Here is a 23,621-nt window from a genome sequence, read left to right on the forward strand (position 1 = left end):
GAATGCCTATGTTATGAAGGTATTCTGTGCTTTTCAAAGTTTCTCAGTATGCGAGATTGAGGGGCAAAAGTCTGAGGCATTGGCAGAGCTATTCACCCCTACACACCTGATCAACTACATTGTCGCTACCAGTTCCCGTTCTTCTGTCTCAACGGCAGAAGCCTCAGCCAGTTGAGATCCTCCCAATCGAACAGATAACTGCTGGATCTGATGAGCAACCCATTGTTCAAACAGCTGATTTTGTAGCGCAAGCTTTAATTCACCTTCCAAGACAGCAGGAACGACTGCTTCGATGCGGAACACACACCAGCGCTGCTCAACTTCGATTGCGCCCACGGTATCGCCAGCTTGCTTTTGTGCGATCGCGGTCCTGAGGTCTTCAGGCAACTGAGCCAGCGAAAAAGCCCGTCTAACCAAGCTCACTTGCGGCTCTTCTGCTAAAGCATACTCTCTCGCAACTTTCTCAAAACCACCTTCTTGTTCGATTTTGCGCTGAATTTCTTCAGCAATCTCTTGGCTCGAAGCGATCATGTAATAAAGTTCGACCTGATCCAATGCGAGCTTCTGCTGATCAAACAATGCCTGCAAATTTGGCTCTGCGATCAATGCTTTCAGCTTGTCCACCTTCAGCCCAATCACAAACCGACTTCTCAATACTGCGAAGTCGATGCCTTGATTGATTAACCATTGCTCAAAGACATCTGCATCAGACAATTGATTGTTGATTCGGAAATTAATGACTGCTTGATCTACCTCAGATTCAAGAATATTCAAGTCGTTGCGAGATTGAATCGTTTGAAAAACAATATGCTGTTCCAGAATGTCTCTAATCCAAGGCATCAGTTTTCCAGAGAGTTGAAAGTACTGAAGTACCGTGCCAAGAGAAAGGGATTGGTTGTCGATCGTCAACAGGGAGATTTGCTCAAAGTCTGACATTGGGTAATTCCTGAGAAGTAATATAACCAGTTGTGACCCTCTAAAAGTAGGGACACACTAGTTAAACGGGGCAACGTCGCTCATGCAAACCAGTAAATTTAGTAAGCACACTAACTTACCAGCTTGCTTCTTTTACGTGCCAATTAACACATAAATTCCACAAGAATCACCCAGTAAAATTACTTAATTCAGAAGAATTCTCTAGAGAATCGATATATGTCTCTTCAAAGGCATCAGTTTTACAAGATCATTGCCGCGATCGCTTCTAGGTAAACCTGATCGAACGATTCACTTAAAGCATATTGTTCAATCAATCCTTGATATTGAGTTGAAACTTTACTGCCTTGCTTAATCACAACTTTTGCATCTTCAAAAATATTTTTTGCCAACATCATTTCGATCTCTGTTGGATCATTCAGCACAACAAGATTGCTCTTTTCATAAAACATGCCAGAGCGATCGAGAATGGATTCAGGATATTCAGCAATCAGTAAATCTAACTTAGGATTTCTCAGTAGATTCTGAATGTTGGTGTTGTAGTCTGGATGCAGTGGCTTTTCAGAGTGATTGATCAAAATACCATCTTGGCAAGCGGCTCCAATTGTCCAATGTGGATAATGTCGAAGAATGTAAGCGATCGCAGTTTGCAAATCTGAAAGAGTAACGCGATTGAAGGTGATAATCGGAATTCGAGCTTCTGCACTTGAGTGAAAGAAGGTTTTCAAAATATGAGAAGTCACATCGACTCGATTGCCGATCGCAGGTTTTAAGTGCATAAAAATTCCAGGAGCCGCATTGATTTCAATGATGGCAAAGTTTCCTTCTTTCCAAGAGCGGCTGAGATCGCGGGTCATGATATCAATGCCGAGGCAAGTCAAGCGAAAATGTTGAGCGACATCCTGAGCTAGCACAATGTTATCGGGATGAATGTTCGGTGTTGCATCAATGCTCAGTCCACCAGCAGAGAGATTCGCGACTTTGCGCAAGAAGATTGTGCGATCGCGCTCTAGTACTGTCTCAATTGATAAATCCTGCTCAGCTAGATAGCGGTGCATCGCGTCATCGACATGAATCTTACCCATCGGCGAAGTTGGGGTATCGCTGCGTTCAGGAGAGCGATTCGCTCGGTTGATCAATTCCTCGATCGTAGACATTCCATCTCCGACTACCGAAGCAGGTTCGCGCTTCGTCGCAGCAATGAACTTTCCATCCACACACAACAATCGAAAATCATCGCCTTCAATACTCTGTTCAATAATGATCCGAATCGATTGTTCGGGTTCAACAGCTTCTACTGCTCGATCGAATGCGGCTTCTAGATCTTCATCGGATTGGATATTTGCCGTCACGCCGATGCCTTTATGTCCGACCACAGGCTTTACCGCGACTGGATAACCGATGCGATCAACTGCGTTGAGTGCTTCATTGAAGCTCGAAACAATCCGACCTTTTGGCACAGGAAATCCTAAAGTTTGCAAGAACGCTTTGCAGTCATCTTTGCGTGTCGTGAAGTCTGAATCGAGATGACTATCCCGCTCGAAAGTTGTGGCAATGCCTCTGACTTGCTTTCGCCCGTAGCCATACTGCATCAACCCTTCATCCCACAGATAGAAAGTGGGAATGCCTAGCTCTCTAGCCGATTTGAGTAAAGCATAAACCGTAGGGCCACCATACACCGATCGCCGAAACTGCGCCTGCAGCACTTCGATGTGATCTGCGATCGCAAAGTCTTGTCCCTGAGTCATCGCTTCAAACCAGTCCCAAACTGAAAAGATCAGTTCTCGACTGGTTCGAGCATGTAGCGTTTCGACTGCAATACGATCGAACTGTGGATAAGCCGTGACACTCCAGTGCTGCAAATGCAGATCCATCTCCAGTGCACTCACTTTCGCGACGGTCTGAGCAAACAGATCAGCATGAGAAGTAAACGTTTTTTCTCGGAAATCAGGATAGCGATCGCTCACAATCTTGGCATACTGCTCGACGGGCAGCGCATTCTGATTTTTCGTCAGCGTAAAATCGAACACGATGGCAGCCATCGACAAATAGGGATTTGCACCAACGTAAGCACGAATATTAAAAATATCAAACGCATCAGTTTTTCTCGCATTGACGCGGTTGAGTTCGGAGATGCGATCGACAACCATAATTTCACAAGATATTTGTACCTTGAGACTCTACAGAAATCGAAGCGTAAGCTGCGTCTATCCCAAAGAGTAAAACTCAAGCTAGGTGTCAAAAGATTCTGACCTGTATTACAACTCAGACTAAATCAAGTAAAGACTGACATTATGGATACTAATTTACGTGAAGAAGTTCATACCTTAGCGGAAGAAGCATTTCACCTGCACTTAATTTCCGGCTATGGCGATGGTGAATATGACAATGAGTACCAGATTGTTTACAAAGGCAAACCTCGCCATCTTCCTTTAGAAAGAGCAAAGGCGTTTTTGACTGATTTAATTCAGCCTGAAGTCAAGAGCTTTAATCAGTTTCGTTTGGCTTGGATGTTGTTACTTGAAAGCTATCGACGACGATCGAGAGATTCGCGGGCGCTCTAATTTTTGTATCGAAATCTACCGTTCGGTTGTGATGGAGTGATAACCAAATATGGTTCAGTAACATCAAACTCTTATATTGGAGATGGTTATGGTAAGTCAGATTGAAACGCCTGCTCAGGATGACCCTCAAGAGAATGTCGCTTTACCTGAGACGCATGGTGAACTTGTCATTATTGGTGGAGCCGAGGATAAAGAGGGAGAGTGTAAGATTCTGCGGGAATTTGTGCGGCGATCAGGTGGACTTGATGCGCATATTGTTGTGATGACGGTTGCGACGGGCTTACCAGGTGAAGTTGGCGCGCAGTACATTGACATTTTTGAGCGATTAGGCGCAAAAGACGTTCAGGTTGTCGATACGGGCAAGCGTGAGGATGCGAGTGATCCAAGAGCGATCGAAGCTATCTCTCAATCGACCGGGGTGTTCTTCACGGGGGGAAACCAAGCTCGAATTACAGAATGCTTGAAAGATACAGAGCTAGAAGCTGTTTTGCACAGGCGCTTTTCTGAAGGCATTGTAATTGCTGGAACGAGTGCAGGTGCAGCGATGATGCCCGATATGATGATTGTCGAGGGTGAAGGCGAAACGAATCCTCGACGCGAGGTAGCTCGCATGGATCGGGGCATGGGCTTTTTGCCGAATGTGATTATTGATCAGCATTTCGCACAACGCGGACGACTGGGACGATTACTTTCTGCTTTAGCACAGCAGCCTGCTAGCTTAGGCTTTGGGATTGATGAGAATACTGCGATCTCAATCAATGGCAAAATCCTAGAAGTCATTGGTGAAGGTGCAGTAACGATCGTGGATGAATCGACGGTCACGCACAACAATATGGCTGAACTGTTGCATGACGAAGCTTTAGCGCTCTGTGGTGCAAAGCTGCATATTTTGCCACACGGGTATAAGTTCGATTTGGAACAGCGATCGCCGATTCTCTAGTTGATTCTTCAGTGTTTGATTTGGGCAGACGGGCATTCTAGAAGCATTGGTTTTTACCAAAACACTTAGAATAAAAGCCACAAATCTCGTGAGTTCGTCTCTCACGTCTGAAGATCAAAAAGAGGTGATAGCTACGATCGCGCTGATCAAATCCAGTTGGAATCGTTTCAGGAAAGACAACCATGACTTCAACCTCTGCTCCAACAGAACTGTCAGGAACTTCAATCTCAATTCTGTTTCCAGGTAGCACTTTGGCTCTGATTCGGACGGCTGCTTGCATGATGGCTTTTTTCGGTCAACGATGCCTCAATTGGAATTTCATTTACTTCTAAAGCAATGAAGGGGTGAGAGAAGTCTCACCCCTTCATTGCCTATTGCGTGGTCAACACTTCAGAAGGCAAGCGTTTGAATTCTAAGCGCTCCGTTTCACCGACATCGACGAAGATCGTATCGCCTTCAGTGAAGTTGCTGCGTAGAATTTCTTTGGCGATCGTTGTTTCCAACTCCCGCTGAATTGCCCGCTTCAGTGGACGTGCTCCATAAACTGGATCAAAGCCTACTTCTGCTAAGAAATCGAGTGCTGCATCGGAGAGCTTCAGGGACATCTTCCGCTCTGCTAAGCGACTTTCTAAGCGATGCGTTTGAATCTTGACGATCTCGCGGAGTTGAGCCTTTTGCAGACTGTGGAAGATGATGATCTCATCAATCCGGTTCAAGAACTCAGGACGGAAGTTCGATCGCATTGCTTCCATCACTCTCGATCGCATTTCCTCATAGCGATCGTCATCACCACCGTATTCAAAGATGTACTGCGAACCGATGTTCGAGGTCATGATGATAATTGTGTTCTTGAAGTCTACGGTGCGACCTTGGGAGTCTGTCACGCGACCATCATCGAGAATTTGCAGCATCACATTGAAGACATCGGGATGGGCTTTCTCGATTTCATCAAACAGAATCACCGAGTAAGGACGACGACGAACCGCTTCCGTGAGTTGTCCGCCTTCTTCATAGCCGACATATCCAGGAGGCGCACCAATTAAGCGAGAAACAGAATGCTTCTCCATGTATTCGGACATGTCGATCCGAACCATTGCTTCTTCGGTGTCGAATAAGAAAGCAGCGAGTGCTTTCGCAAGCTCAGTTTTACCAACCCCTGTTGGTCCTAAGAAAATGAAGCTAGCCGTTGGACGATTTGGATCAGAAAGTCCGGCTCTCGATCGCTGAATTGCATCCGAAACTGCCGTCACTGCTTCGTCTTGTCCAATCACGCGCTGATGTAAAACATCGTCAAGCTGCAAGAGCTTTTGCATTTCAGATTCAACGAGTTTACTAACGGGGATACCCGTCCATTTGGAAATGATTTCAGCAATGTCTGATTCAAGAACTTCTTCACGGAGCAGCGTCGCTCCCGATTTCTGAGTTTGAGACAGTTGGGATTCCGTTTCTTCAACTTTACGATTGAGTTCATTGAGCTTACCGTACTTCAGTTCAGCGGCTCGGTTGAGGTCGTAATCGCGTTCGGCTTGTTGGATTTCGAGGTTGACTCGATCGATTTCTTCTTTGAGCTTCTGAAGATCTGTGATCACGCTTTTCTCAGCCTGCCACTGAGCATTCAACTTGGATTGATCTTCTTTGAAATCAGCAAGTTCACGCTCTAATCGTTCTAAGCGATCGCGAGATGCTGCATCGTTCTCTTTCTGCAACGAAAGTCGCTCCATCTCAAGCTGAAGAATTTTACGATCGACTTCATCGAGTTCTTCGGGCTTCGACGTAATCTCCATTTTGAGTTTGGCAGCCGCTTCGTCTACGAGGTCGATCGCTTTATCGGGAAGGAAGCGATCGCTAATGTATCGAGTCGAAAGGGTTGCAGCGGCAACTAACGCAGAGTCGGAGATTTTCACCCCGTGGTGAACTTCGTACCGCTCTTTTAGTCCGCGCAGAATCGAGATTGTGTCTTCAACACTCGGCTGATCGACGAAGACTTGCTGGAAGCGCCGCTCTAAGGCTGCATCTTTCTCGATGTATTTGCGATATTCATCTAAAGTCGTTGCACCGATACAGCGCAACTCACCTCTTGCCAGCATCGGCTTCAGTAAGTTTCCGGCATCCATTGCGCCTTGAGTTGCACCTGCACCGACAACGGTATGAATTTCGTCGATAAACAGAATGATGTTGCCGCGAGAATCGGTGACTTCTTTAAGAACAGCTTTCAAGCGTTCCTCAAATTCACCTCGGTATTTTGCACCTGCAATCAGTGCGCCCATATCTAATGCGATCAGTTTGCGGTCTTTGAGGGATTGCGGCACATCTCCACTGAGAATTCGCTGAGCAAGACCTTCTGCGATCGCGGTTTTACCGACACCGGGTTCACCGATCAAAACTGGATTGTTTTTGGTGCGACGGGACAAGATCTGGATCGTGCGTCGGATTTCGTCGTCTCGTCCAATGACCGGATCGAGTTTCCCTTCGCGAGCATACTGGGTCAAATCACGCCCGTATTTTTCTAGGGATTCGTATTTGTTTTCAGGAGTCTGGTCGGTCACTTTTTGATTTCCCCGAACTTGTTCGATCGCGTTTCTTAATTTTGCTTCATCGATTCTAAATTCTGACAGCAATGCTTTTCCGAATCGACTGTCTTGGGCGTACCCGAGCAAAAGATGTTCGATCGAGATAAAGCTGTCCTCGAATTGCTTGCGATATTCTTCAGCCCGATCGAGTAAGGCATCGGCACTGCGTCCCCAGTATACCGAGGTTCCACTTCCAGAAACTTTTGGCTGACGGCGAATAAAATCATCGGTACGATCGCGCACTCGATCGACGGGGACAGCGAGTTTGTTGAAGATGCTGATCGCTAAGCCATCTTGTTCGAGCAGAGCTTTCATCAGATGCTCCGTCTCGATCTGCTGTTGTTGCGCCTGTTTTACAATCTCTTGAGTACGGATGATTGCTTCCCAGACTTTTTCGGTAAATTTTTCTGAGTTGGTCGGCTGCATCGTGTTCCCCCTTCTGTGTCGATCGTGCTATCGCTATTGTAGAGAAGGGATGGAGTCTGGAGAGATCGGAGTACCGTCCTTTGGCGATAGAAATAGCCGAAGTGTTTGGTTCGACTTTGTTTCGAGCCTGATAGGTGAAGTGGGGAGTGGGGAGTAGGGAAGTGTTTCCTTAGTCGCTCTTCCTATTTTCTACCCCCTATTCTTTAGTATTTTCGCCAGTTTGGATCGATTTGAGTCAGCAGGGATTCTGCTGTGGCGCGAGGGACATCGTACTCTGATAAGTCTCTTAGACTCATTGCACCGCCGCCCGATGTGAGAACTTTCCAAGTTTCGTTCTCTTTTCTCAACAGCATCATGCCGCCTGCTTCGCCTTGTTGCCATTGAATGAGAGCGGTGTTTTCGACGATCGCGGTTTTCTCGATCGTTGCTTTGACAGAGCCAGGAGTATTGAGGTGCTGAAGGGCGGTTTGCTCCATAGATTGTGGCTTTGAAGTGCCCGATGGTTGACTTGCGTCTGGATCAAACTGTTCAGAAATCGTCATTAACTGATCTCTCGCACCGAGTTCTAGCTGATTCCAGCGAGCTTCATCGGTGATGACGTTGATTTCTCGTTTTCCGAGGAGTTCGACGATCGTCTTTTTGTCTTCTGGGAGCAGAACGACGACTTCATCAGAATGAAAGTACCGAATTGCGTAGATATCGCCCTGCTCATTTAGCCAATACCCCGCGCCATCGCCTTCGTTCTTCAGAGATGAAGAGGCAGAAACAATGCGGGTGACTCCCTGCGTGTCAGTCATGCTGCAAAGGGTGTAGCGCATATTCCCGACCACTTTTTCCTGCTGTTTACAGGCTTTTTGGGTGAGCCGCTCAAACTCTGTATAAATCGCCTCTGCACTGGGTTGAGTTGGCGAGGGGTTTGGTTTGCTTGAGGATGCTTCGGCTTGTCGGGGTTGCGAGGATGGCTTTTGAGGAGATGCGGAAGCGGGCTGGATAGGAGTGCTAGATAAACTTGCAGTGTTGGGTTGCCCACAGGCTAGTAAACCGAAACTGAATACAATCAGTCCGCTCAATCTGGAGAGTACAGCTATTCTTGTGGGCATGGATTTGCTTCGTGATTAGATTGCTGAGTGAGTATACCCCGCAGAGTCTAAGAATCACTTTATACTTTGGTTCAGAGATCGAGCTTAGTTGCCGAACTGTTGTTTGGCTCGATCGTAAATTTCGACGGTAATTTGAGTTGCACCCATTTCTTGAGCAAGTTTTTCGATTTTCTTGCGGGCGGCGGGTCGTACGAAGAAGGGGATTTCTTTGAGTTTTGCTTCTGCTTCGGCTGTCCATTCCATCGTTCAGAGTCCTCACACCTGGGTTGTGTCTCAATTGTGTGTTCCTATTTTATCGGTTGAATCTGTAAAGAAGCCGATTCGCAATCGAACACTCCCAAATTCTCCAACTCACTCTCCTCACCTAATCTATTCCCTCCTCTCCCCATTTCCCCACTCCCCCACTCCCTACTCCCTCTACCGAATCGATCGAATCCCAAAGCAACGCAGCAGAAACCGAACGAATCGGCGCAGGGGACGCAAGAGGCGACGGAAGGCAGAGCGCGGCGGAGTTGGCGGGGGGATGAGTTGCTGTTGTTGGCGAAGGTAGGCGAGATTGTCGCGAACGATTTGGGTGTTGAGGTGATTGGCTCCTAAGAATTTCTCGAAGAGTTGGAGGGCTTGATGGTAGTAGATTTCAGCTTGCTCTAGTTTTCCTTGTGCTTGGTAGAGGAATGCGAGATGGTTGAGGCTGTTTGCCACATCGGGATGGTCGCCCTCAAAGAGGCGTTGTCGCATATCGAGAGCTTGTACTAAGAGGGGTTCCGCCTCACTCAATCGTCCTTGTGCTTGGTAGAGTCCTGCGAGATTGTTGAGGCTGGTTGCTACATCGGGATGGTCGCCCTCAAAGAGGCGTTGTCGCATATCGAGAGCTTGTACTAAGAGGGGTTCCGCCTCACTCAATCGTCCTTGTGCTTGGTAGAGTCCTGCGAGATTGTTGAGGCTGTTTGCCACATTGGGATGGTCGTCATCAAAGAGGCGTTGTCGCATATCGAGAGCTTGGAGATAGAGGGGTTCCGCCTCACTCAATCGTCCTTGTGCTTGGTAGAGGAATGCGAGATGGTTGAGGCTGTTTGCCACATCAGGATGGTCGCCCTCAAAGAGGCGTTGTCGCATATTGAGAGCTTGTACTAAGAGGGGTTCCGCCTCACTCAATCGTCCTTGTGAGTTGTAGAGTCCTGCGAGATTGTTGAGGCTTTGTGCGACATCGGGATGGTCGTCATCAAAGAGGCGTTGTCGCATATCGAGAGCTTGGAGATAGAGGGGTTCCGCCTCACTCAATCGCCCTTGTGCTTTGTAGAGAAATGCGAGATTGTTGAGGCTGTTTGCCACATCGGGATGGTCGCCCTCAAAGAGGCGTTGGGTGACAGCTAAACAGTCTGCATATTGTGATTCTGCATCTCTAAAGAGTGCCTGTCCTTTATAGAATCGTGCGAGTCCGACGAATGCCCCCAGCAGATCGTCCTCTTCTAATTCTGCTATATGTCGCTTTGAAATTTCTTGAACGTGCAATTCTAGACCCTTAAACTGATTCACCTGTTTCGTCGTCGGGTTTTGTGGCATTTCACTCGCGATCGCAATCATCTCTTTCACAAATGCCGCTCGAATCTCCTCCTCCTCCGGCTGATCGCGCAAGAAACTCTGAATCAAGGGATGCAACCGACAATCCCCAATGCGCTCCGGCTCAAATTCCACCAGCGACGCATTCTCTAGCCGCGCCTTCCATTTCCCAAATCGATACTCCTCCCCCTCCACCCGTTGCATCACCCGTTCCGCCAACTCCCACGGCACCCAATCCAACCCGAAATAACTCAACAACCGCGCCACCCGTTTCCCTTCCGGCTCGATCGTCTCCCAAGTCAAATCAAACGCCGCTCTCACCCCCAACTCCGCCGCCATCTCATACTGCGGCGATCGCTCAAGCGCCTCGTCCCGCACCCCATTCGCGCTCAACCGCTCCCAAACCTCCGAGAGCGTCAAATGTCGATCGTGCCGCAAATAAGATCCAACCAGCTCGATCGCAAGTGGCAAATAGCCCAACCCCGCACAAATCCGGTCAGCAAATGCTCGATCGTTCTCAACCCGTCCAACCTCCTCCAATACCGCCAACAGCGATCGCGCCTGCCCCGGTTCCAGCCGCTTCAACGCGATCGTATGCTGCTGCGGTAAAAGATCGCGCTGTCTCGTCGTCACCAGCACCCGAAAGCGACTCTCCACAGGCATCAGCGATCGTACCTCTGCCCAGTCCGCCACATCATCCACCACAATCAGCGTCGGCTCTTTCGGCAACCAATGATCCCAACACCACTTCGCGATCACTGCCGACTCCTGCAATCGCTCTTTCGCCGCATCCAATCCAGGTAAGTGCAGATCGGATTCTGCTTTATAAATGATCTGAGCCGCTAAATTCTTGGCGCGACCATTCAGCCAATAGATTCCCCCCGGATACTTCGCCTTGTTCTCCGTCGCATACTTCGCCGCCAATTGCGTCTTGCCCAATCCGCCCATTCCGCTCACAACAGCGATCGCCGCAGACGCAGACGATCTCAAAATCTCCTGCAATCGAACAAGCTCATCCTCCCGTCCCACAAAATTCGGTGAGACGCGATAGGGAATTTCAAAAGACGGCGTTACTTGGTCGGAACCGCGATCCGACGAATTCAGTCAATCCTTGCCGTAATTGAAATTAATGCTGGCATTCTCTCCCGCCTGAATCACAGGTGCAGTCGAATCATTCACCTGTAAGCCTTGTCCACCGTAAATATTTTGAATATTCTTCCCTTCAATTCTGCCAACGTTAATGATCTGTTCAGCCATTTGCCGCACCTGCGCCGCAAACTCCTGATCCTCAACCATTGCCACATTCAAATAAGCCCCAACCGTTTTCAATGCTTGCTCATCGCCACTTTCCGCTAATGTGATCGCTTGTTCCGCTGTTGCATTTCCCTGCAATTTCTTGACCACGATCGACTTCAATTCCCCTGCTTTCTTCAATCCCGCCTCAAGCGTCTTCTCGCCAAGCTTTCCGACGATCGACTCAATAAACTTCTTTCCAGGTTCAGACTGAGCAAAATGACTCAAGAAAGCAAACGCAGCAATACCGAGAGCGCTTAAAGGATCAGTCATAAGAATTTTCCGAAAAGGGGCTGTATCTTTTCTACTCTAAGAATGAAAGTCGTTCCGAAAAATCTCAGGATTTCTGTAGAAAAGCGACAGATTAGATCTTCGCTGAGATCTTGGAGGATTGGAAGCGAAAGCGTAGTCAACCGCGATCGCAAATTTTCCGCGCAATCAGCAATAATAGAAGCCTTCTAGAATGTGAGCGTCGTTCTAGAAAGGTAATCGTATCTTTACTTTTCGCGAATGCAATCAACCCCCTTTGGAGCAGGAGGTCGTTGGATTGTTCTGGACGAACAAGACGACCCAACCGTCATCCAGCAGTTTAATCGAGATGCCTGTGCCGCCGCTTGTGGGGAAATCGTTCTTCGCGATCGCAATATTCAAATCAATCAAAGAGAAATTGCCGCGATCGCAGGCGGTGTGCCAATGGATTTGGAAGACTTGGCAGATGCACTCAATTCAACTCGAACTCTCACAGGACAATGGCGAGGAATTGCTGTAACCATTCCAGGCGCAAGTGATGAAGAACTATTGCACACACTCAGCCAGACAGGTTCATGGATTGCAGGCTTTTGGGAAGATGAACAACCCATCGGACATGCTGTTGTCGTGGATGGATTCGATCAAAATGGCTATCTTTTGATTCGTGATCCATGGGGATGTGATTTCTTCGATGTATCCCAGAGCCGCACCCTTCAGTCTAAATATGGTTGCAGATATAAAATGGGTGTACAGGCATTTCTAGAAGTTTGGAGTCGGAAGGCTGTTTTTTACCTAAACTGAGTCCTATGAACATTCAAGTTTTGAAAATCGAATCGAATTCCGAAAACCAATGGAGTGTCAAACTGCTGATTGGTCAGCACGAAGCAATTTATCCCTTCACTCAAGAAGAAGTGATGATCGCAGATCGTCCGGTTGTTGGAATTGTTTCTGATCCAACCTTCAGAAAGTTCTTCAAATTTAATCAGCACATCATTAGCAAAATCACTCGCCTACTCGTTCAAAAAGTGAACGGAGAAAGCATTGAGTTTCCGGTTGAAGTGGGACATTTTTTGACCCCTAATCAAGCTCCAGAAAAAGTGCTTTTAGCAGAATAAATTCCACCTCTGCTGCACCCCAGAGCATCTTGGCTCACTGTATTTACTGCACGCTCGATCTTCAGACCATCCCGCACGCCAGAAATAGTATGGCTAAAGATCGCCACCCGCAACCTTTAGCCATGTTCAGCAATCCAATTTTCCAAATCGTCTAAGCTCCGAAAATCTAGTAAAGCTTCGCTGAGATCTTCGAGGACTGGAAGCGAAAGTGTAGTGAGACGCGATCGCACTTCTTCAGGCAATTCTTGTTGCAATCGACGATTCAACATCCGTGTGATTAGAGCGATCGCTTGCTCCTCTTTAGCTTCTCAAATCGCACGAGGTTCTTCAGACAAATTGATTCCTATCATCGTTCTAATCTCCAAGAGGCTTAAGGCTGAAAACTTGTATGCAATGATCGAGGTGACTACATCTATAATCACTTCTCAATCATTTTTCTTTCTCAACCGCGATCGCTCAAACTCTCTCCTACCAACCCAAACGAGTCGGCTGTTCATACACCCGTTTCAACGTATTCACATCTCGCGCCGAAATGGTTGGTGGCGTGCGCACCTGCGAAAAATACATTACATCGGTTTCTAGAGGGCTATGTCCCCAAATTCCTAAAGCATGACCCAACTCATGCCGCGCTGCTAGCAATAAAGAATCATTTGGACGATTGGGCTGAATCCGAATTTTCATCCGATGCCGCAAAACAGAGTGTTGTTTGTAAAGCTCGAACCGAGCATCCGCAAATCGAACTCGCTCCGTTGGAGGAAACCGGAGCGGAATAGAAGCACGATCGAACACAATTCCTGCTGCTTCTCTTTGATCGGTCAACTCTAAAGGAAAATAAACTTTCCATTCATTCACAGCCTGGGTCATCAACTTTGCCCAAGTCGCATCTCCAGATTGGACATACACCTTGACGGGAAATTCTGACCAAATCAAATACTCTGGCTCAGTTTTCTCAACTCGATCGAAATAATCGCCCGATCGATCAGACCACTGCGCCAAAATCGGTGGCATTGCGTGAATCTTTGGAGTCGCCTGCACCGAAATTGCCCAAAACAAAACGCATCCGATCGCGAAACAGATCGAATGCGCTTTGAACCAATTCCACTTTAACGACCGAGCCATCCGGCACTGAGAACCACCGTGATTCCCATACAAATCGTCATTAATAACCAGGTCAGACGATTCAGCGTCGTCTCTGCACTTTTGGTACTGGTAAACAGTTGCGCTTGACCGCCCAAACCGCCCAAACCATCCCCTTTCGGGCTATGCAGCAGCACCAGAATAATTGTTCCTACCGCAGAAACCATCCAAATTATCTTCAGCACTGCAATTAGCGTCATCTCAACAAATCCAATACGATCGACTCGTTTCTCATTATATGAACATTGCAGATACATTGAAGAATTTTCGGACATTCACTACTGCCCTGTATTACTTGGACTGGGGCTTGCAGTCGCTTCAGGAGAAGGAGTAGTCGTTGGTTCGCTCGTCGATCGCGGTTGTTCTTGACGGGCAGGCTCTTGCTGTTGAGAACTGGGCGTAGAAGGCGAGGTTTGAGGGTTAGGTCTGGGAGATTCAATTCTGACTTCTGGAGCCGGAACGACGACAGGCGCACTTTGCTGAGGTTGGGGAACCGGCACAATGCGATCGCGCTCAATCACTCGCTCGCGCACCTCTGGAGACGGAGACGGAGACGGGGATGCACTCGGAACCACAATCGTGCGTTGCGGAACCGGAGTACGATCGCGCTGGGTGACAAAATATGCCAAAGCTGCGCCGCCTAAAACTAATCCGGTCAACAAGATTCCAATCAAAAAACCATTCGCCGTATTGTTTTCATCTCTGGCTTGCTGTGCATCTGCATACCGCTGCCTTTCAACCGTTTGTCTGGACAAATCGTTACGGTTATAGCTTGGTGGGTTCAGTGGGTCGTTTGAAGTCGAGCCAGGATAGTTTGTGCGATCTTGGGGATCACCAGGATTGGGATTTGCCATTTTTGAATAGTCCTTAATTATTTACAGCCAAAATCACTGAGGTTGATGTCTCAGATTGGTATTCATAGATGCTCTAATGCAACCAAAATACTCAAAACGCCAAGGCAAGTCACTCTGTCTGGAGAAGTGAGCCTTGGGCTGAAAAACTGAAAGTTACGTCAACCTTTAGAAAGAGAAGCGCTCTGAGCGAATGACAAGTTCAATACAGCGGGTCGCAGGTCGCAAACTTAGACTTGCCTCAAAATCCACCTTTTGATGTCTCACCCTAATTCTTTAATCGCTGCTTCAATAGAGATATTTCTATCAGGCGATCGAGTATTCTTAGAATAATAATAAGAATTGTTAACAACAATGACCTGGAATTTTTTATTGGAACTCTTTTGGTTTGACCGATCTGTGCCGCTACGGCGAAAGCGCTCTGCCTTTGAGATCGAGGATTTACCTGGATTGTGGCGCATTCATTGGCAACTGGGCAAGACGATAATTCTTTCAACCTTTTACACCCGCATCGACCAAGCTTGTATCCTCTGGGGAGTTATCTCGACTCTCATTTTTGCCACCGCTCAATTTTTAGCGATCGACTGGCAAATTCAAGCCTTCTTATGGTCGGGATTGTCATTGGTGGGCACGCTCTCAATGGCAAAACTTTCTCAGTGTTGGCGCACGATTAAGCCCCTGAAAGATGTGATCGATGCTTGGGTCATCCTGATGCTGGTAGGAATTACTCTCACGGATTTGAGTATATTTCTAAGTTGGGGAGAACTGATGGCGCGGCTGTGCCCTCTGTGGCTAGGCATTAATGCGATCGGGTATTTGTTCACAGGTATCAGGATTCGATCGCGGGCATTTGCTTGGATCGGAGGGCTAAGTTTTTTGGCGATCGCGCTCCTGCCTTATGTGGGTGGATGGGAATTTCTGACTACGGGACTCGTTACGGGAGTGAGTGCGCTCTTGATTGCTGAGTTGCAGTGGGATTCAGGGGATGTCTGCGCTCATCTCAAACGCCTCGAAAGATAGCGAGATCTAAATATTCCTTAAGTAGTATTGGTGAAATATAAACTGTCACGTAAGATACAGAATATAACCCCGAGTTTATAGATTGCCTGGGGAATCCTCAAGCAATAGCCTTTTTAGATTATCTCTCTTATGCGTCACTCCCGGCTTACTCAATCTTATTTGTCTCCGTTTCCCAGTCTCGAAGTGCGAGAAACGGAAATCGGACGGTCTGTGAAACCTTGGACTTGTCAGACTATCGCTCAAATGAGTATTCCAAAAGCTGATGTCCTGGTTGAGAAATCGCCTGTGAAGGCGCGACGGCTTGGCATTGTCCGCCGCTCTCATTCTGTTGCAGACGCGCATCGCGTGACAATTCACCGGAATGTCACACGTCGAATGCAGGTTGCGAGAGAACGAGGCGATCAAAATCTTTTACGCGCTTTAGAAGCCGAACTGCGAGAAATGATCTCGATTTAAGCGTGAATTCAGTTTGTAGGTGAAGGTTAGCAGGTGGTATTGGAGATGATCCAATGCCACTTTTACTTTGTGAGATTAAATATTTTGTGAGATCAAAGCCGATCGCACAATTCAAAAACTCGGTGGCTGGGATACATTCGATCGCGCTCAGGTTTACTAGAATTCAGAAGTGTTAACTTATGGCATCTGTTTTTGAATGCTCGACTCTGGTACTTCAACTCCGCATTCCAACCCCCAAGCCGCTTCAGAGTGGTCTGCTCGATCAATCCGACCGATCGGGGCTTATGCGCTGCAAGGTTTAGCGACTTGGCACAATCAACTTGTGACGATGGATGCGATCCGAGGCTATTTGCTTCAGGTCAATCCCCTCAGTGACAATACAACAATTCTCAATTCCTATCACACCGAGCTATTTATCGAAGCAACAGGCTTTGCGGTCTGGGAGGATACGATTTGGTTTGCGAAAGGCAAAGAGGTTTATTGCTGTGACTTTGGACAGTTTGAGCCGCAGTTGTTCACTGTTCTACCTTATGAAGCCGATGGAATCGGCATTTGGGAGTCAACAGTTTATATTACGAGTCAAAAACTGGGATATATTCTGATCTACGAACGTCAAACGAAACGCAAGATTACCCAATTTCCGTTGCCTGGCGTTGGAATTACAAATTTGACGGTAAGAGATGAAGAGCTTTGGCTATGCGATCGCACCGAAGAAACGGTTTATTGTCTCGATCGCGCAACGGGTGAACAGAAGTTCAGTATGCTCACTCCGTTTGAGAATCCAACTGCGATCGCGTTCTTGAATTCAACGCTGTATGTTTCCTATGCGGGTGAAGAAGCTTACATTCGTGACAATCCGAATGCCGACCCGAATTTAGAGCTGACCTATCGCGATCGAACGTTCATTCATCCCTTACATTTTCGCCATTATCCAGACGAGCGCTACACGTTATCGACTGGATATTTGGTGGAAATGTCGTACGTTGAGGAACTCCTTCCCCTCGATGACGTGGAATTAACCGATCTAGAATGGCGAATTGCATTGCCAACGGAAACACATCGTCAAAAGATTCGCAGCGTTGAAGCGATCGGGATTCCGTTTACCGAAGATATCCAAGACGGACAAAGAGTTGCAGTCTTTCAATTTCCGAGACTCAAATCTCAGGAGCGGCAGATTTTCGGCTGGAAAGCGGTGCTAGAAGTTCGAGGTATTAAGTATCAGTTTTCGTTTGAGGATGTTGAACAGTCGCCAGAGCTTCCGCCAGAATTTCGCGATCGCTATTTAGTCGATGATGATGAATTGGCAATGGATAAGCCAGCCATTCAACAAGCTGCAAAAGAAGCGATCGGAACGGAGACCAATGTATTACGTAAAATGCTGAAGATTCGGAATTACGTTTACGATCGGTTGTCTTATGGGATTAAGCCTCATATTGATTCTCCTGATGTCGTTCTTGATCGCGGAGTTGGTTCTTGTGGTGAATACGTGGGTGTGTTGCTAGCATTATCTCGTCTGAATGGAATTGCTTGCCGAACGGTTGGACGGTATAAATGTCCGCCTTTTGCCGATCGCCAAAATGTCCCGCTTGAACCTGACTACAACCATGTGTGGATTGAGTTCTATCTGCCTGGATATGGGTGGCTACCGATGGAGTCGAATCCGGATGACATTGTTGAGCGTGGACCTTATCCGACTCGATTTTTCATGGGGCTACCCTGGTATCACGCTGAGATTGGTAAAGGCATTTCTTTTGAATCGCTGAGAAGTCAAGGAATCCCGATTGGTGATTTGATGGATTTATCGATCGGGGATTTAGCATTGAATCATATTCGATTCACGATCTTGGGAGAATTGCCTCCGCCATAACTGCTGTCTTTATAGATCCGCTCAACTTGCAAAACTCTACGTGATTCAATGCCAGAATCTTCTGCGGGTTGAGCGGATCTGAGACCCAAACACCACGATAAATTGAATGTTGTATCCAAACCGATGCGATCCTTAGATCAGACGATCGCGAAACTTAAAAATGTTCTGGCTCGAAATTTTATTAACTATCCCAGTGCTAGGTTCAATGGTCTTTTACCTCGCCTGTGCCTACTTCACACTGCAATTTTTCTCAAAATCTCACTCGATCGCATCTTCCGAAGATCCTGTCTCTGTCTTGGTTCCGATTTGCGGTCTCGACGAAGGTGCATTTGAAAACTGGTCATCTCTCTGTACGCAAGACTATCCGACCTACGAAGTCTTATTCGGTGTTGTCGATGAAACCGATCCAGCCGTCCCTGTGCTCTATCGCCTCAAAGAAACCTACTCGGATCGGGTTCAAGTCTTCGTCGGACTTCCCCCACGCGGAATTAACTTCAAAGACAGTACCCTCAGCTACCTTTTAGAACAGACCCAATACGAAACTCTCATCTTTGCAGACAGCGATATCCGAGTCGCTCCAGACTATATTCGCACTGTCACTGCTCCACTCGCTCAAGTTGACATCATCACCTGTGGCTATATCGCGCATCATCCTCAGTCTTTGACCTCCGCGATCGCGTCTCTGGGGCGCTGCTGTGACTTCATCCCGAGTACTTTAATTGCCCGTACTCTCGATCGAGGATTAAAATTTGCCATCGGCGTGACGATCGCGACTCGAAAATCTACTCTCGTCAACTTTGGCGGACTCCAACTCAACCGCATCGGCTCAGACTATAACCTCGGTAAACGGGCTGCTCAAGCTGGTTACACCGTCGAACTTTCCCACCTGATTCTCGAATCCGATACAGGAAAAGAAAGCCTTTGGGATCTCTTTCAGCGAGAATTACGTTGGTCAAGAACGATCCGCTTCAACCGAGGTAGCATTTATTACAGTATGATCTTTTGCTACGGAACAATATTGTCTCTGCTGTTGCTTTTAGTGTCGAAATTTGCAGCTTGGGCAATCGTGCTGACTGGATTAGTCTATGTGATTCGTTATACTCAAGCAGCGATCGCAGCATTCAGCATGGATGCCTCTGGGCTATTGCGTTGGTTATGGGTTCTGCCATTTCGAGATGCATTGAGTTTGGTAATTTGGGCGATCGGTGGATTTGGGCGAGAAGCCTACTGGCGTGGGCGAAAACTGCGTATTGAAGGAGATGGAATCATTCAGCAAATTGACTAAGTGCAATCCATTTGAAGCTTTCATCAAGAAGCAGGGCGTTTACCGGATTGTGAAACCTGAGTGTGCTAGTTTTTAACACATGTTGCCATTGGGAAGAGTGGAATGTTTGGTTTAACGAAAATCAGCTTAACCAAATCGCGCAAAATTGCTCTTGTAGTCGCAGGTGTTGCTGCTACAGGAGGCATGATTGTGATCGCGACTCAGGCGAGAGCACAATTTCGGCTCTCTCAAGTAATGCCTGCTCCTGCTCCTGATACTCCTGATGCTTTCGCTGCACCGAGCCAGATTGGCATTCCAGGCGCGCCACCTGCCCCGATTACCGCTCCGCCCGCTCCTGCTCGTCCAACTCGAAGACCTCGCCGCATCCCCATCGATCCAGTTCCCATGCCTGGAGATGCCCGCGCTCCGCTGCCTGAACTTCCGAGACCACTCGACATTCGCACGCTTCCCGGTTCTCCGGTCACTCCAATTAGCGGCATCTCTGGCAAAGTGATGTTCACTCCTATCTGTCCTGTCACCGCTCCATCCGCTTCCTGTCGTGTTCGTCCCTACACAGGTGCGATTAAGATCACGACAGTTGCCCGCGATCGCGTAACACGTCTTGTCACTGACCCCGAAGGACTCTTCCAAATTCGTCTGATTCCCGGCATGTACGTGATCGAGCCTGACTCTCCCGACTTCCCGATCGGAACCAGTCAAACGATTACTGTTCTGAACAATGTGATGCGTCAAATGGAATTCAACTTTCAGGGGAATCCGGCAGCAGTCGGTGCAACCCTGCCACCGATCCGTACTGCCCCCGGCACACCCGGTATAGGTGCAGCACCCGCGCCGCTTCCAGGGGCAATGCCGCGATAAATCAAGGATTCACTGCTTCCATGCTCCAATTACCTTGATGCAAGTGATATTGATGTCGATTCTGCGGGTCGCCTCTGAGTTCTAAGTGATCCACAGAAAGCGGCTCAAGTAAGAGTAAGCAAAACTGCGGCAAAGGTTCCGGCTGATTTGGGATAGGCGGCGAGAATGTCTCTGCGGCAGCGCGAGGGAGTCCTGGATGTGCCCAGGCGAATTGAATTCTGGCACTGTCAGACATGTCTTGCCATGCTTGCTGTCTCGCTTTTTGGAGCTTCTCATCTGAATTTGCGCGATCGATGAGCTTCAACTCTCCTGCAATCCGAAACTGCTCACGAGTATTCGGAAAATACCAGCACACCTCTCCCCAAGGGCAATGCTCGATTTGCTGAGGTTTCTCACTGCGATCGTCTGTGACGAATTTAAGCTGATCCGTCTCTTCTAAAAAGCCTCGGAAGACAATCGTGCGATTTGCGGGCTTGCCATCCGGACGAACCGTTGCCAGTTGGACATACCGGGCATTCGGCAGAGCGCGATTTCGATGCAGCGCACGAGCAATCAGAGAACGCCAAGGAGCTAGGGGCATAAACAGTACGATCGAGAAATGCTTTACAATTCTACATAGATGTTCTCTTGGTGTTATGCCCCTACCGACTGTAATTTTGCCAGGCTATCTTGCAGGCGCGATCGACTATCGCGAAATGCAGCAAACTCTCATTGACCTGGGAATTCCAGCCGTAACCGTTCCTTTGGTGAAACGGGACTGGCTGCCAACCTTGGGCGGTCGATCTGTGTTACCGATTTTAGACAAGCTTGATCGCACTGTTCAAGAAGTTCGGCAGACTTACAATACCGAGAAAATTAATCTCATTGGGCATTCCGCAGGCGGATGGATTTCTCGCATCTACTTAGGCGCAAAAGCTTACGACATTCACGGCAGGGTTAGCGATCGCGTTTATAGCTGGCAGGCACATCAATTTGTTTCAACCTTAATCACATTAGGCACACCACAAACGAGCTATGAACGCTGGACATTGAAGAATTTGAACTTTGTCAATCTGACGTATCCAGGTGCGTTTTACCCAGAAGTCAAATATGTCTGTATTGCAGGCAAGTCGATTTTTGGAGTGCGGCGGGTTGGAAGTTGGCTAGCTTATAGCAGCTATCAATTGACAGGAGGCAGAGGGGATACTTGGGGGGATGGAATTACCCCGATCGAAGCCGCCCACTTAGAAGGAGCAGAGAATCTGACTTATGAAAACGTCAGTCATTCTCCACGATCGAGAGGCAAGTGGTATGGCTCTGCTGAGATTGTCCAACAATGGGCAACCTATCTCAATTAAAAAAGAGGGGTGCAATTGCCCCCTCCTTGAAAGAACTAGTAATTCAACTGACCTCGATTCAACTTACCAAAGAGCACGTACTCCACCAGAACTATCGCTGTCATTTGTGTTAGAAGGCGTGGTGGTCGAATCTGGAGTGGTGGAGCCGCCAGGCGTGGTGGTCGAATCTGGGGTGGTGGAACCGCCAGGTGTTGTAGTTGAATCTGGGGTGGTGGAACCGCCAGGTGTTGTAGTTGAATCTGGAGTGGTGGAGCCGCCAGGCGTGGTGGTCGAATCTGGGGTGGTGGAACCGCCAGGTGTTGTAGTTGAATCTGGAGTGGTAGAGCCGCCAGGTGTCGTCGGGACAATCACATCTCCAGAAGGACTCGGCGAAGTTGGGCTAGAAGTTCCCGGAGTTACTGTTGATGGAGTGCTGCTTGGAGACGATTGGGTTGGACTGGAAGATTCGCTCGGGCTAGCCTCAGTCGGAACCGTCGAAGGATTCGATCGTGGAGAAGTCGGCTGCTGAGAAGTCGCTGGGCTGGAACTAGAACCCGGAGCCACAGAACTGCCCGGAGTCATAGAGCCACTGGGCATCGTACTGCTAGGAGCTAGGCTAGGAGTTGAAGTGTCAGGTGATGCCGCAGCAGAGCGATTATAAGGCGCTTCATTAAAAATACTGGGATTGGGATTGACCTTTCCTAGTGACGGTGTTGAGTTACGAGGCAAATCTGTGTTTGGAGAACTAGAAGGCGCGATCGTAGAAGAGTCTGGCGCTGCCTGAGCTAAAGTTCGCGTATAAGGTGCTTCGCTAAAAATGCTAGGATTCGGATTTAATGGCGACTGTGCCATTGCAGGTAGCGAGAGCAAGGAACCAAAACCTGCGACCCCGACCGTGCCTGCTAATTTTGTAAGCGCGTTTCTGTTTTTTCCGTTCATTCGGTCTCTCCTGTTTACCTAAAAGGGTTGTTGCAGATTGAAACTCACCGAGTTTGCGGAAGCGAGAATCCGAATCTGGATCACCACCACAGGTTGTAGTCTAGTGATTGCGAAAAAAGACCTACTCCTCCTCTGGTCTGATTTATCTGAGTAAGAATTTTATGATCTGGGATCAGTGCTTCACGACAACTTCTGTCCCGAGACGAACTGTACCAAAGAGTTCTTCAACATCTCGGTTGTACATGCGGATGCAGCCATGCGAAGCCGCCGTTCCTACAGATTCTGGATTTGGTGTGCCATGAAAGCCGATCCAATTCTTGCCATCTGTCCAGAATCCAATCCAGTATCGCCCTAGGGGATTTTCAGGCGTGCCCCCTGGAATTGTGTATCCTTCCAAAGGATGAACCCAAGCTGGATTACGAATCATTTGACGAATTTTGTAAGTTCCGGTAGGTGTTTCCCAACCTGCGCGCCCAACGGCGATCGGATAACTTGTTACTTTGGTCTCGCCGCGATAAACTGTCACTCGTTTTTGCTTCAACCGAATTTCTAATCGCATTGGTTGAGTTTGCGGCTGAGTGTCTGTCGCAGACTCAATCGCAGGTGGAGCCGAGAAACTAGGTTGCGGCATCAGAATCGTTGCACAGGTGAGCAGAGCGACCCCACACCAGAGTTTTTTTCGCTGCATCGACTTGATTTAGGATTAGCTACGTTAAGACAAAATCAAATTTGCGTTAGGTATTGCATCTATCATCCGCAGGAAATTCTACGATGACCTCGCATCTCACATTGCGATATCATCGGGATCGACGCAATAGAGAGAACTTATGTCTGAGTCAGTCAGTGAAGCCTTTTCGCCTGCGATTAGCGATCGCATCTGCGGTCATATGAATAAAGATCACGGTGATGCAGTCTTAGTTTACGCCCAGTATTTCGGCAAAATCAGCGACGCAACTGCTGCTGAGATGAAATCTATTGACGCGAAAGGCATGGATCTTTCAGCACAGGTAAATGGAGAGACGGTTCCGGTACGTGTGAATTTCGATCGCACCTTAAAAGATGCCAAAGAAGCGCATGTGATCCTAGTAGAAATGCTGAAACGAGTCCGCCCCAGCGACTAACAAACGCAGGATATAAGCCGC

25 protein-coding genes and 1 pseudogene are annotated in these 23,621 nt (G+C 48.1%); 11 read left to right on the forward strand and 15 right to left on the reverse strand.

The window, feature by feature from the left end; all coding sequences use genetic code 11:
- Window positions 1-114 precede the first annotated feature (114 nt).
- Entirely contained in the window at window positions 115-936 is an 822-nt protein-coding gene (locus ACMUEV_RS00420) for a peptidyl-prolyl cis-trans isomerase (protein ID WP_190652589.1), read from the reverse strand.
- 239 nt (window positions 937-1,175) lie between these two features.
- Entirely contained in the window at window positions 1,176-3,083 is a 1,908-nt protein-coding gene (locus tag ACMUEV_RS00425; protein WP_190652588.1) for an acetate--CoA ligase family protein, read from the reverse strand.
- Window positions 3,084-3,227: 144 nt separating this feature from the next.
- On the opposite strand from ACMUEV_RS00425, the gene ACMUEV_RS00430 reads away from it, so the two are divergent.
- Complete coding sequence (locus tag ACMUEV_RS00430; RefSeq protein ID WP_190652630.1) at window positions 3,228-3,497, forward strand: hypothetical protein; 270 nt, start codon at window positions 3,228-3,230, stop codon at window positions 3,495-3,497.
- A gap of 88 nt (window positions 3,498-3,585) precedes the next feature.
- Window positions 3,586-4,437 carry a cyanophycinase gene (locus tag ACMUEV_RS00435; RefSeq protein ID WP_017291319.1) on the forward strand — a complete coding sequence of 284 codons (852 nt, stop codon included), beginning with the start codon at window positions 3,586-3,588 and terminating at the stop codon, window positions 4,435-4,437.
- Between the two features lie 37 nt (window positions 4,438-4,474).
- Here ACMUEV_RS00435 and ACMUEV_RS00440 read toward each other — a convergent pair whose 3' ends face one another.
- The 6 genes from ACMUEV_RS00440 to ACMUEV_RS00465 form a co-directional block, all read right to left on the reverse strand.
- Complete coding sequence (locus tag ACMUEV_RS00440; RefSeq protein WP_190652587.1) at window positions 4,475-4,717, reverse strand: hypothetical protein; 243 nt, start codon at window positions 4,715-4,717, stop codon at window positions 4,475-4,477.
- 91 nt (window positions 4,718-4,808) lie between these two features.
- Window positions 4,809-7,433 carry an ATP-dependent chaperone ClpB gene (clpB, locus tag ACMUEV_RS00445; RefSeq protein ID WP_190652586.1) on the reverse strand — a complete coding sequence of 875 codons (2,625 nt, stop codon included), beginning with the start codon at window positions 7,431-7,433 and terminating at the stop codon, window positions 4,809-4,811.
- Window positions 7,434-7,636: 203 nt separating this feature from the next.
- Entirely contained in the window at window positions 7,637-8,533 is an 897-nt protein-coding gene (locus ACMUEV_RS00450; protein WP_190652585.1) for a hypothetical protein, read from the reverse strand.
- Between the two features lie 84 nt (window positions 8,534-8,617).
- Window positions 8,618-8,776 (reverse strand): PCP reductase family protein, encoded by a 159-nt coding sequence (locus ACMUEV_RS00455; protein ID WP_017291315.1) that lies wholly within the window; start codon window positions 8,774-8,776, stop codon window positions 8,618-8,620.
- A 174-nt stretch (window positions 8,777-8,950) separates the two neighbouring features.
- On the reverse strand, window positions 8,951-11,122 hold the full coding sequence (locus ACMUEV_RS00460) for a tetratricopeptide repeat protein (RefSeq protein WP_415354725.1): 2,172 nt from the start codon (window positions 11,120-11,122) through the stop codon (window positions 8,951-8,953).
- Window positions 11,123-11,197: 75 nt separating this feature from the next.
- Entirely contained in the window at window positions 11,198-11,659 is a 462-nt protein-coding gene (locus tag ACMUEV_RS00465) for a hypothetical protein (RefSeq protein ID WP_190652583.1), read from the reverse strand.
- A 237-nt stretch (window positions 11,660-11,896) separates the two neighbouring features.
- On the opposite strand from ACMUEV_RS00465, the gene ACMUEV_RS00470 reads away from it, so the two are divergent.
- Window positions 11,897-12,436, forward strand: coding sequence for a C39 family peptidase (locus ACMUEV_RS00470; protein ID WP_190652582.1), 540 nt, complete (start codon window positions 11,897-11,899; stop codon window positions 12,434-12,436).
- A 5-nt stretch (window positions 12,437-12,441) separates the two neighbouring features.
- A complete protein-coding gene (locus ACMUEV_RS00475; protein ID WP_190652581.1) occupies window positions 12,442-12,750 on the forward strand; it encodes a hypothetical protein in 309 nt (102 codons plus the stop codon).
- Between the two features lie 116 nt (window positions 12,751-12,866).
- Here ACMUEV_RS00475 and ACMUEV_RS00480 read toward each other — a convergent pair.
- The 4 genes and pseudogenes from ACMUEV_RS00480 to ACMUEV_RS00495 all read right to left on the reverse strand — a co-directional run.
- Window positions 12,867-13,046: pseudogene (locus tag ACMUEV_RS00480) on the reverse strand (DUF4351 domain-containing protein); the annotation flags it as partial.
- A 172-nt stretch (window positions 13,047-13,218) separates the two neighbouring features.
- The gene (locus ACMUEV_RS00485) at window positions 13,219-13,869 is read right to left on the reverse strand and encodes a peptidase (protein WP_190652579.1); all 651 of its coding nucleotides are present in this window, start codon (window positions 13,867-13,869) and stop codon (window positions 13,219-13,221) included.
- Entirely contained in the window at window positions 13,854-14,162 is a 309-nt protein-coding gene (gene secG, locus ACMUEV_RS00490; RefSeq protein ID WP_263970843.1) for a preprotein translocase subunit SecG, read from the reverse strand. The genes ACMUEV_RS00485 and secG overlap by 16 nt, the downstream gene beginning before the upstream one ends.
- Before the next feature lie 3 nt (window positions 14,163-14,165).
- A complete protein-coding gene (locus tag ACMUEV_RS00495; RefSeq protein WP_190652578.1) occupies window positions 14,166-14,741 on the reverse strand; it encodes a hypothetical protein in 576 nt (191 codons plus the stop codon).
- A gap of 351 nt (window positions 14,742-15,092) precedes the next feature.
- Here ACMUEV_RS00495 and ACMUEV_RS00500 point away from each other — a divergent pair, with 351 nt between their 5' ends.
- From ACMUEV_RS00500 to ACMUEV_RS00520, 5 genes are all read left to right on the forward strand, one after another.
- Window positions 15,093-15,758, forward strand: a complete 666-nt coding sequence (locus tag ACMUEV_RS00500) for a hypothetical protein (protein WP_190652577.1) — start codon at window positions 15,093-15,095, stop codon at window positions 15,756-15,758.
- A gap of 129 nt (window positions 15,759-15,887) precedes the next feature.
- Window positions 15,888-16,214, forward strand: a complete 327-nt coding sequence (locus ACMUEV_RS00505) for a hypothetical protein (protein ID WP_017291307.1) — start codon at window positions 15,888-15,890, stop codon at window positions 16,212-16,214.
- Window positions 16,215-16,410: 196 nt separating this feature from the next.
- Window positions 16,411-18,081 carry a transglutaminase-like domain-containing protein gene (locus ACMUEV_RS00510; RefSeq protein WP_199329649.1) on the forward strand — a complete coding sequence of 557 codons (1,671 nt, stop codon included), beginning with the start codon at window positions 16,411-16,413 and terminating at the stop codon, window positions 18,079-18,081.
- A 160-nt stretch (window positions 18,082-18,241) separates the two neighbouring features.
- Window positions 18,242-19,366, forward strand: coding sequence for a glycosyltransferase (locus ACMUEV_RS00515; protein ID WP_190652576.1), 1,125 nt, complete (start codon window positions 18,242-18,244; stop codon window positions 19,364-19,366).
- A 102-nt stretch (window positions 19,367-19,468) separates the two neighbouring features.
- Window positions 19,469-20,224, forward strand: coding sequence for a hypothetical protein (locus ACMUEV_RS00520; RefSeq protein ID WP_190652575.1), 756 nt, complete (start codon window positions 19,469-19,471; stop codon window positions 20,222-20,224).
- 1 nt (window position 20,225) lies between these two features.
- Here ACMUEV_RS00520 and ACMUEV_RS00525 read toward each other — a convergent pair whose 3' ends face one another.
- Window positions 20,226-20,804, reverse strand: a complete 579-nt coding sequence (locus ACMUEV_RS00525) for an Npun_F5749 family FMN-dependent PPOX-type flavoprotein (protein WP_017291303.1) — start codon at window positions 20,802-20,804, stop codon at window positions 20,226-20,228.
- Between the two features lie 55 nt (window positions 20,805-20,859).
- On the opposite strand from ACMUEV_RS00525, the gene ACMUEV_RS00530 reads away from it, so the two are divergent.
- Window positions 20,860-21,561 (forward strand): esterase/lipase family protein, encoded by a 702-nt coding sequence (locus tag ACMUEV_RS00530; protein WP_190652574.1) that lies wholly within the window; start codon window positions 20,860-20,862, stop codon window positions 21,559-21,561.
- A gap of 63 nt (window positions 21,562-21,624) precedes the next feature.
- Here the strand turns inward: ACMUEV_RS00530 and ACMUEV_RS00535 are convergent, their stop codons facing one another.
- Both ACMUEV_RS00535 and ACMUEV_RS00540 read right to left on the reverse strand, forming a co-directional pair.
- Entirely contained in the window at window positions 21,625-22,479 is an 855-nt protein-coding gene (locus ACMUEV_RS00535; RefSeq protein WP_190652573.1) for a hypothetical protein, read from the reverse strand.
- A 172-nt stretch (window positions 22,480-22,651) separates the two neighbouring features.
- The gene (locus tag ACMUEV_RS00540; RefSeq protein ID WP_190652572.1) at window positions 22,652-23,167 is read right to left on the reverse strand and encodes a L,D-transpeptidase; all 516 of its coding nucleotides are present in this window, start codon (window positions 23,165-23,167) and stop codon (window positions 22,652-22,654) included.
- Window positions 23,168-23,306: 139 nt separating this feature from the next.
- Between ACMUEV_RS00540 and ACMUEV_RS00545 the strand changes: the two genes are divergently transcribed.
- Complete coding sequence (locus ACMUEV_RS00545; RefSeq protein WP_017291298.1) at window positions 23,307-23,600, forward strand: DUF2470 domain-containing protein; 294 nt, start codon at window positions 23,307-23,309, stop codon at window positions 23,598-23,600.
- Window positions 23,601-23,621: the final 21 nt, after the last annotated feature.

Source organism: Leptolyngbya sp. FACHB-1624, assembly GCF_047649235.1.
GTDB lineage: Bacteria > Cyanobacteriota > Cyanobacteriia > Leptolyngbyales > Leptolyngbyaceae > Leptolyngbya > Leptolyngbya boryana.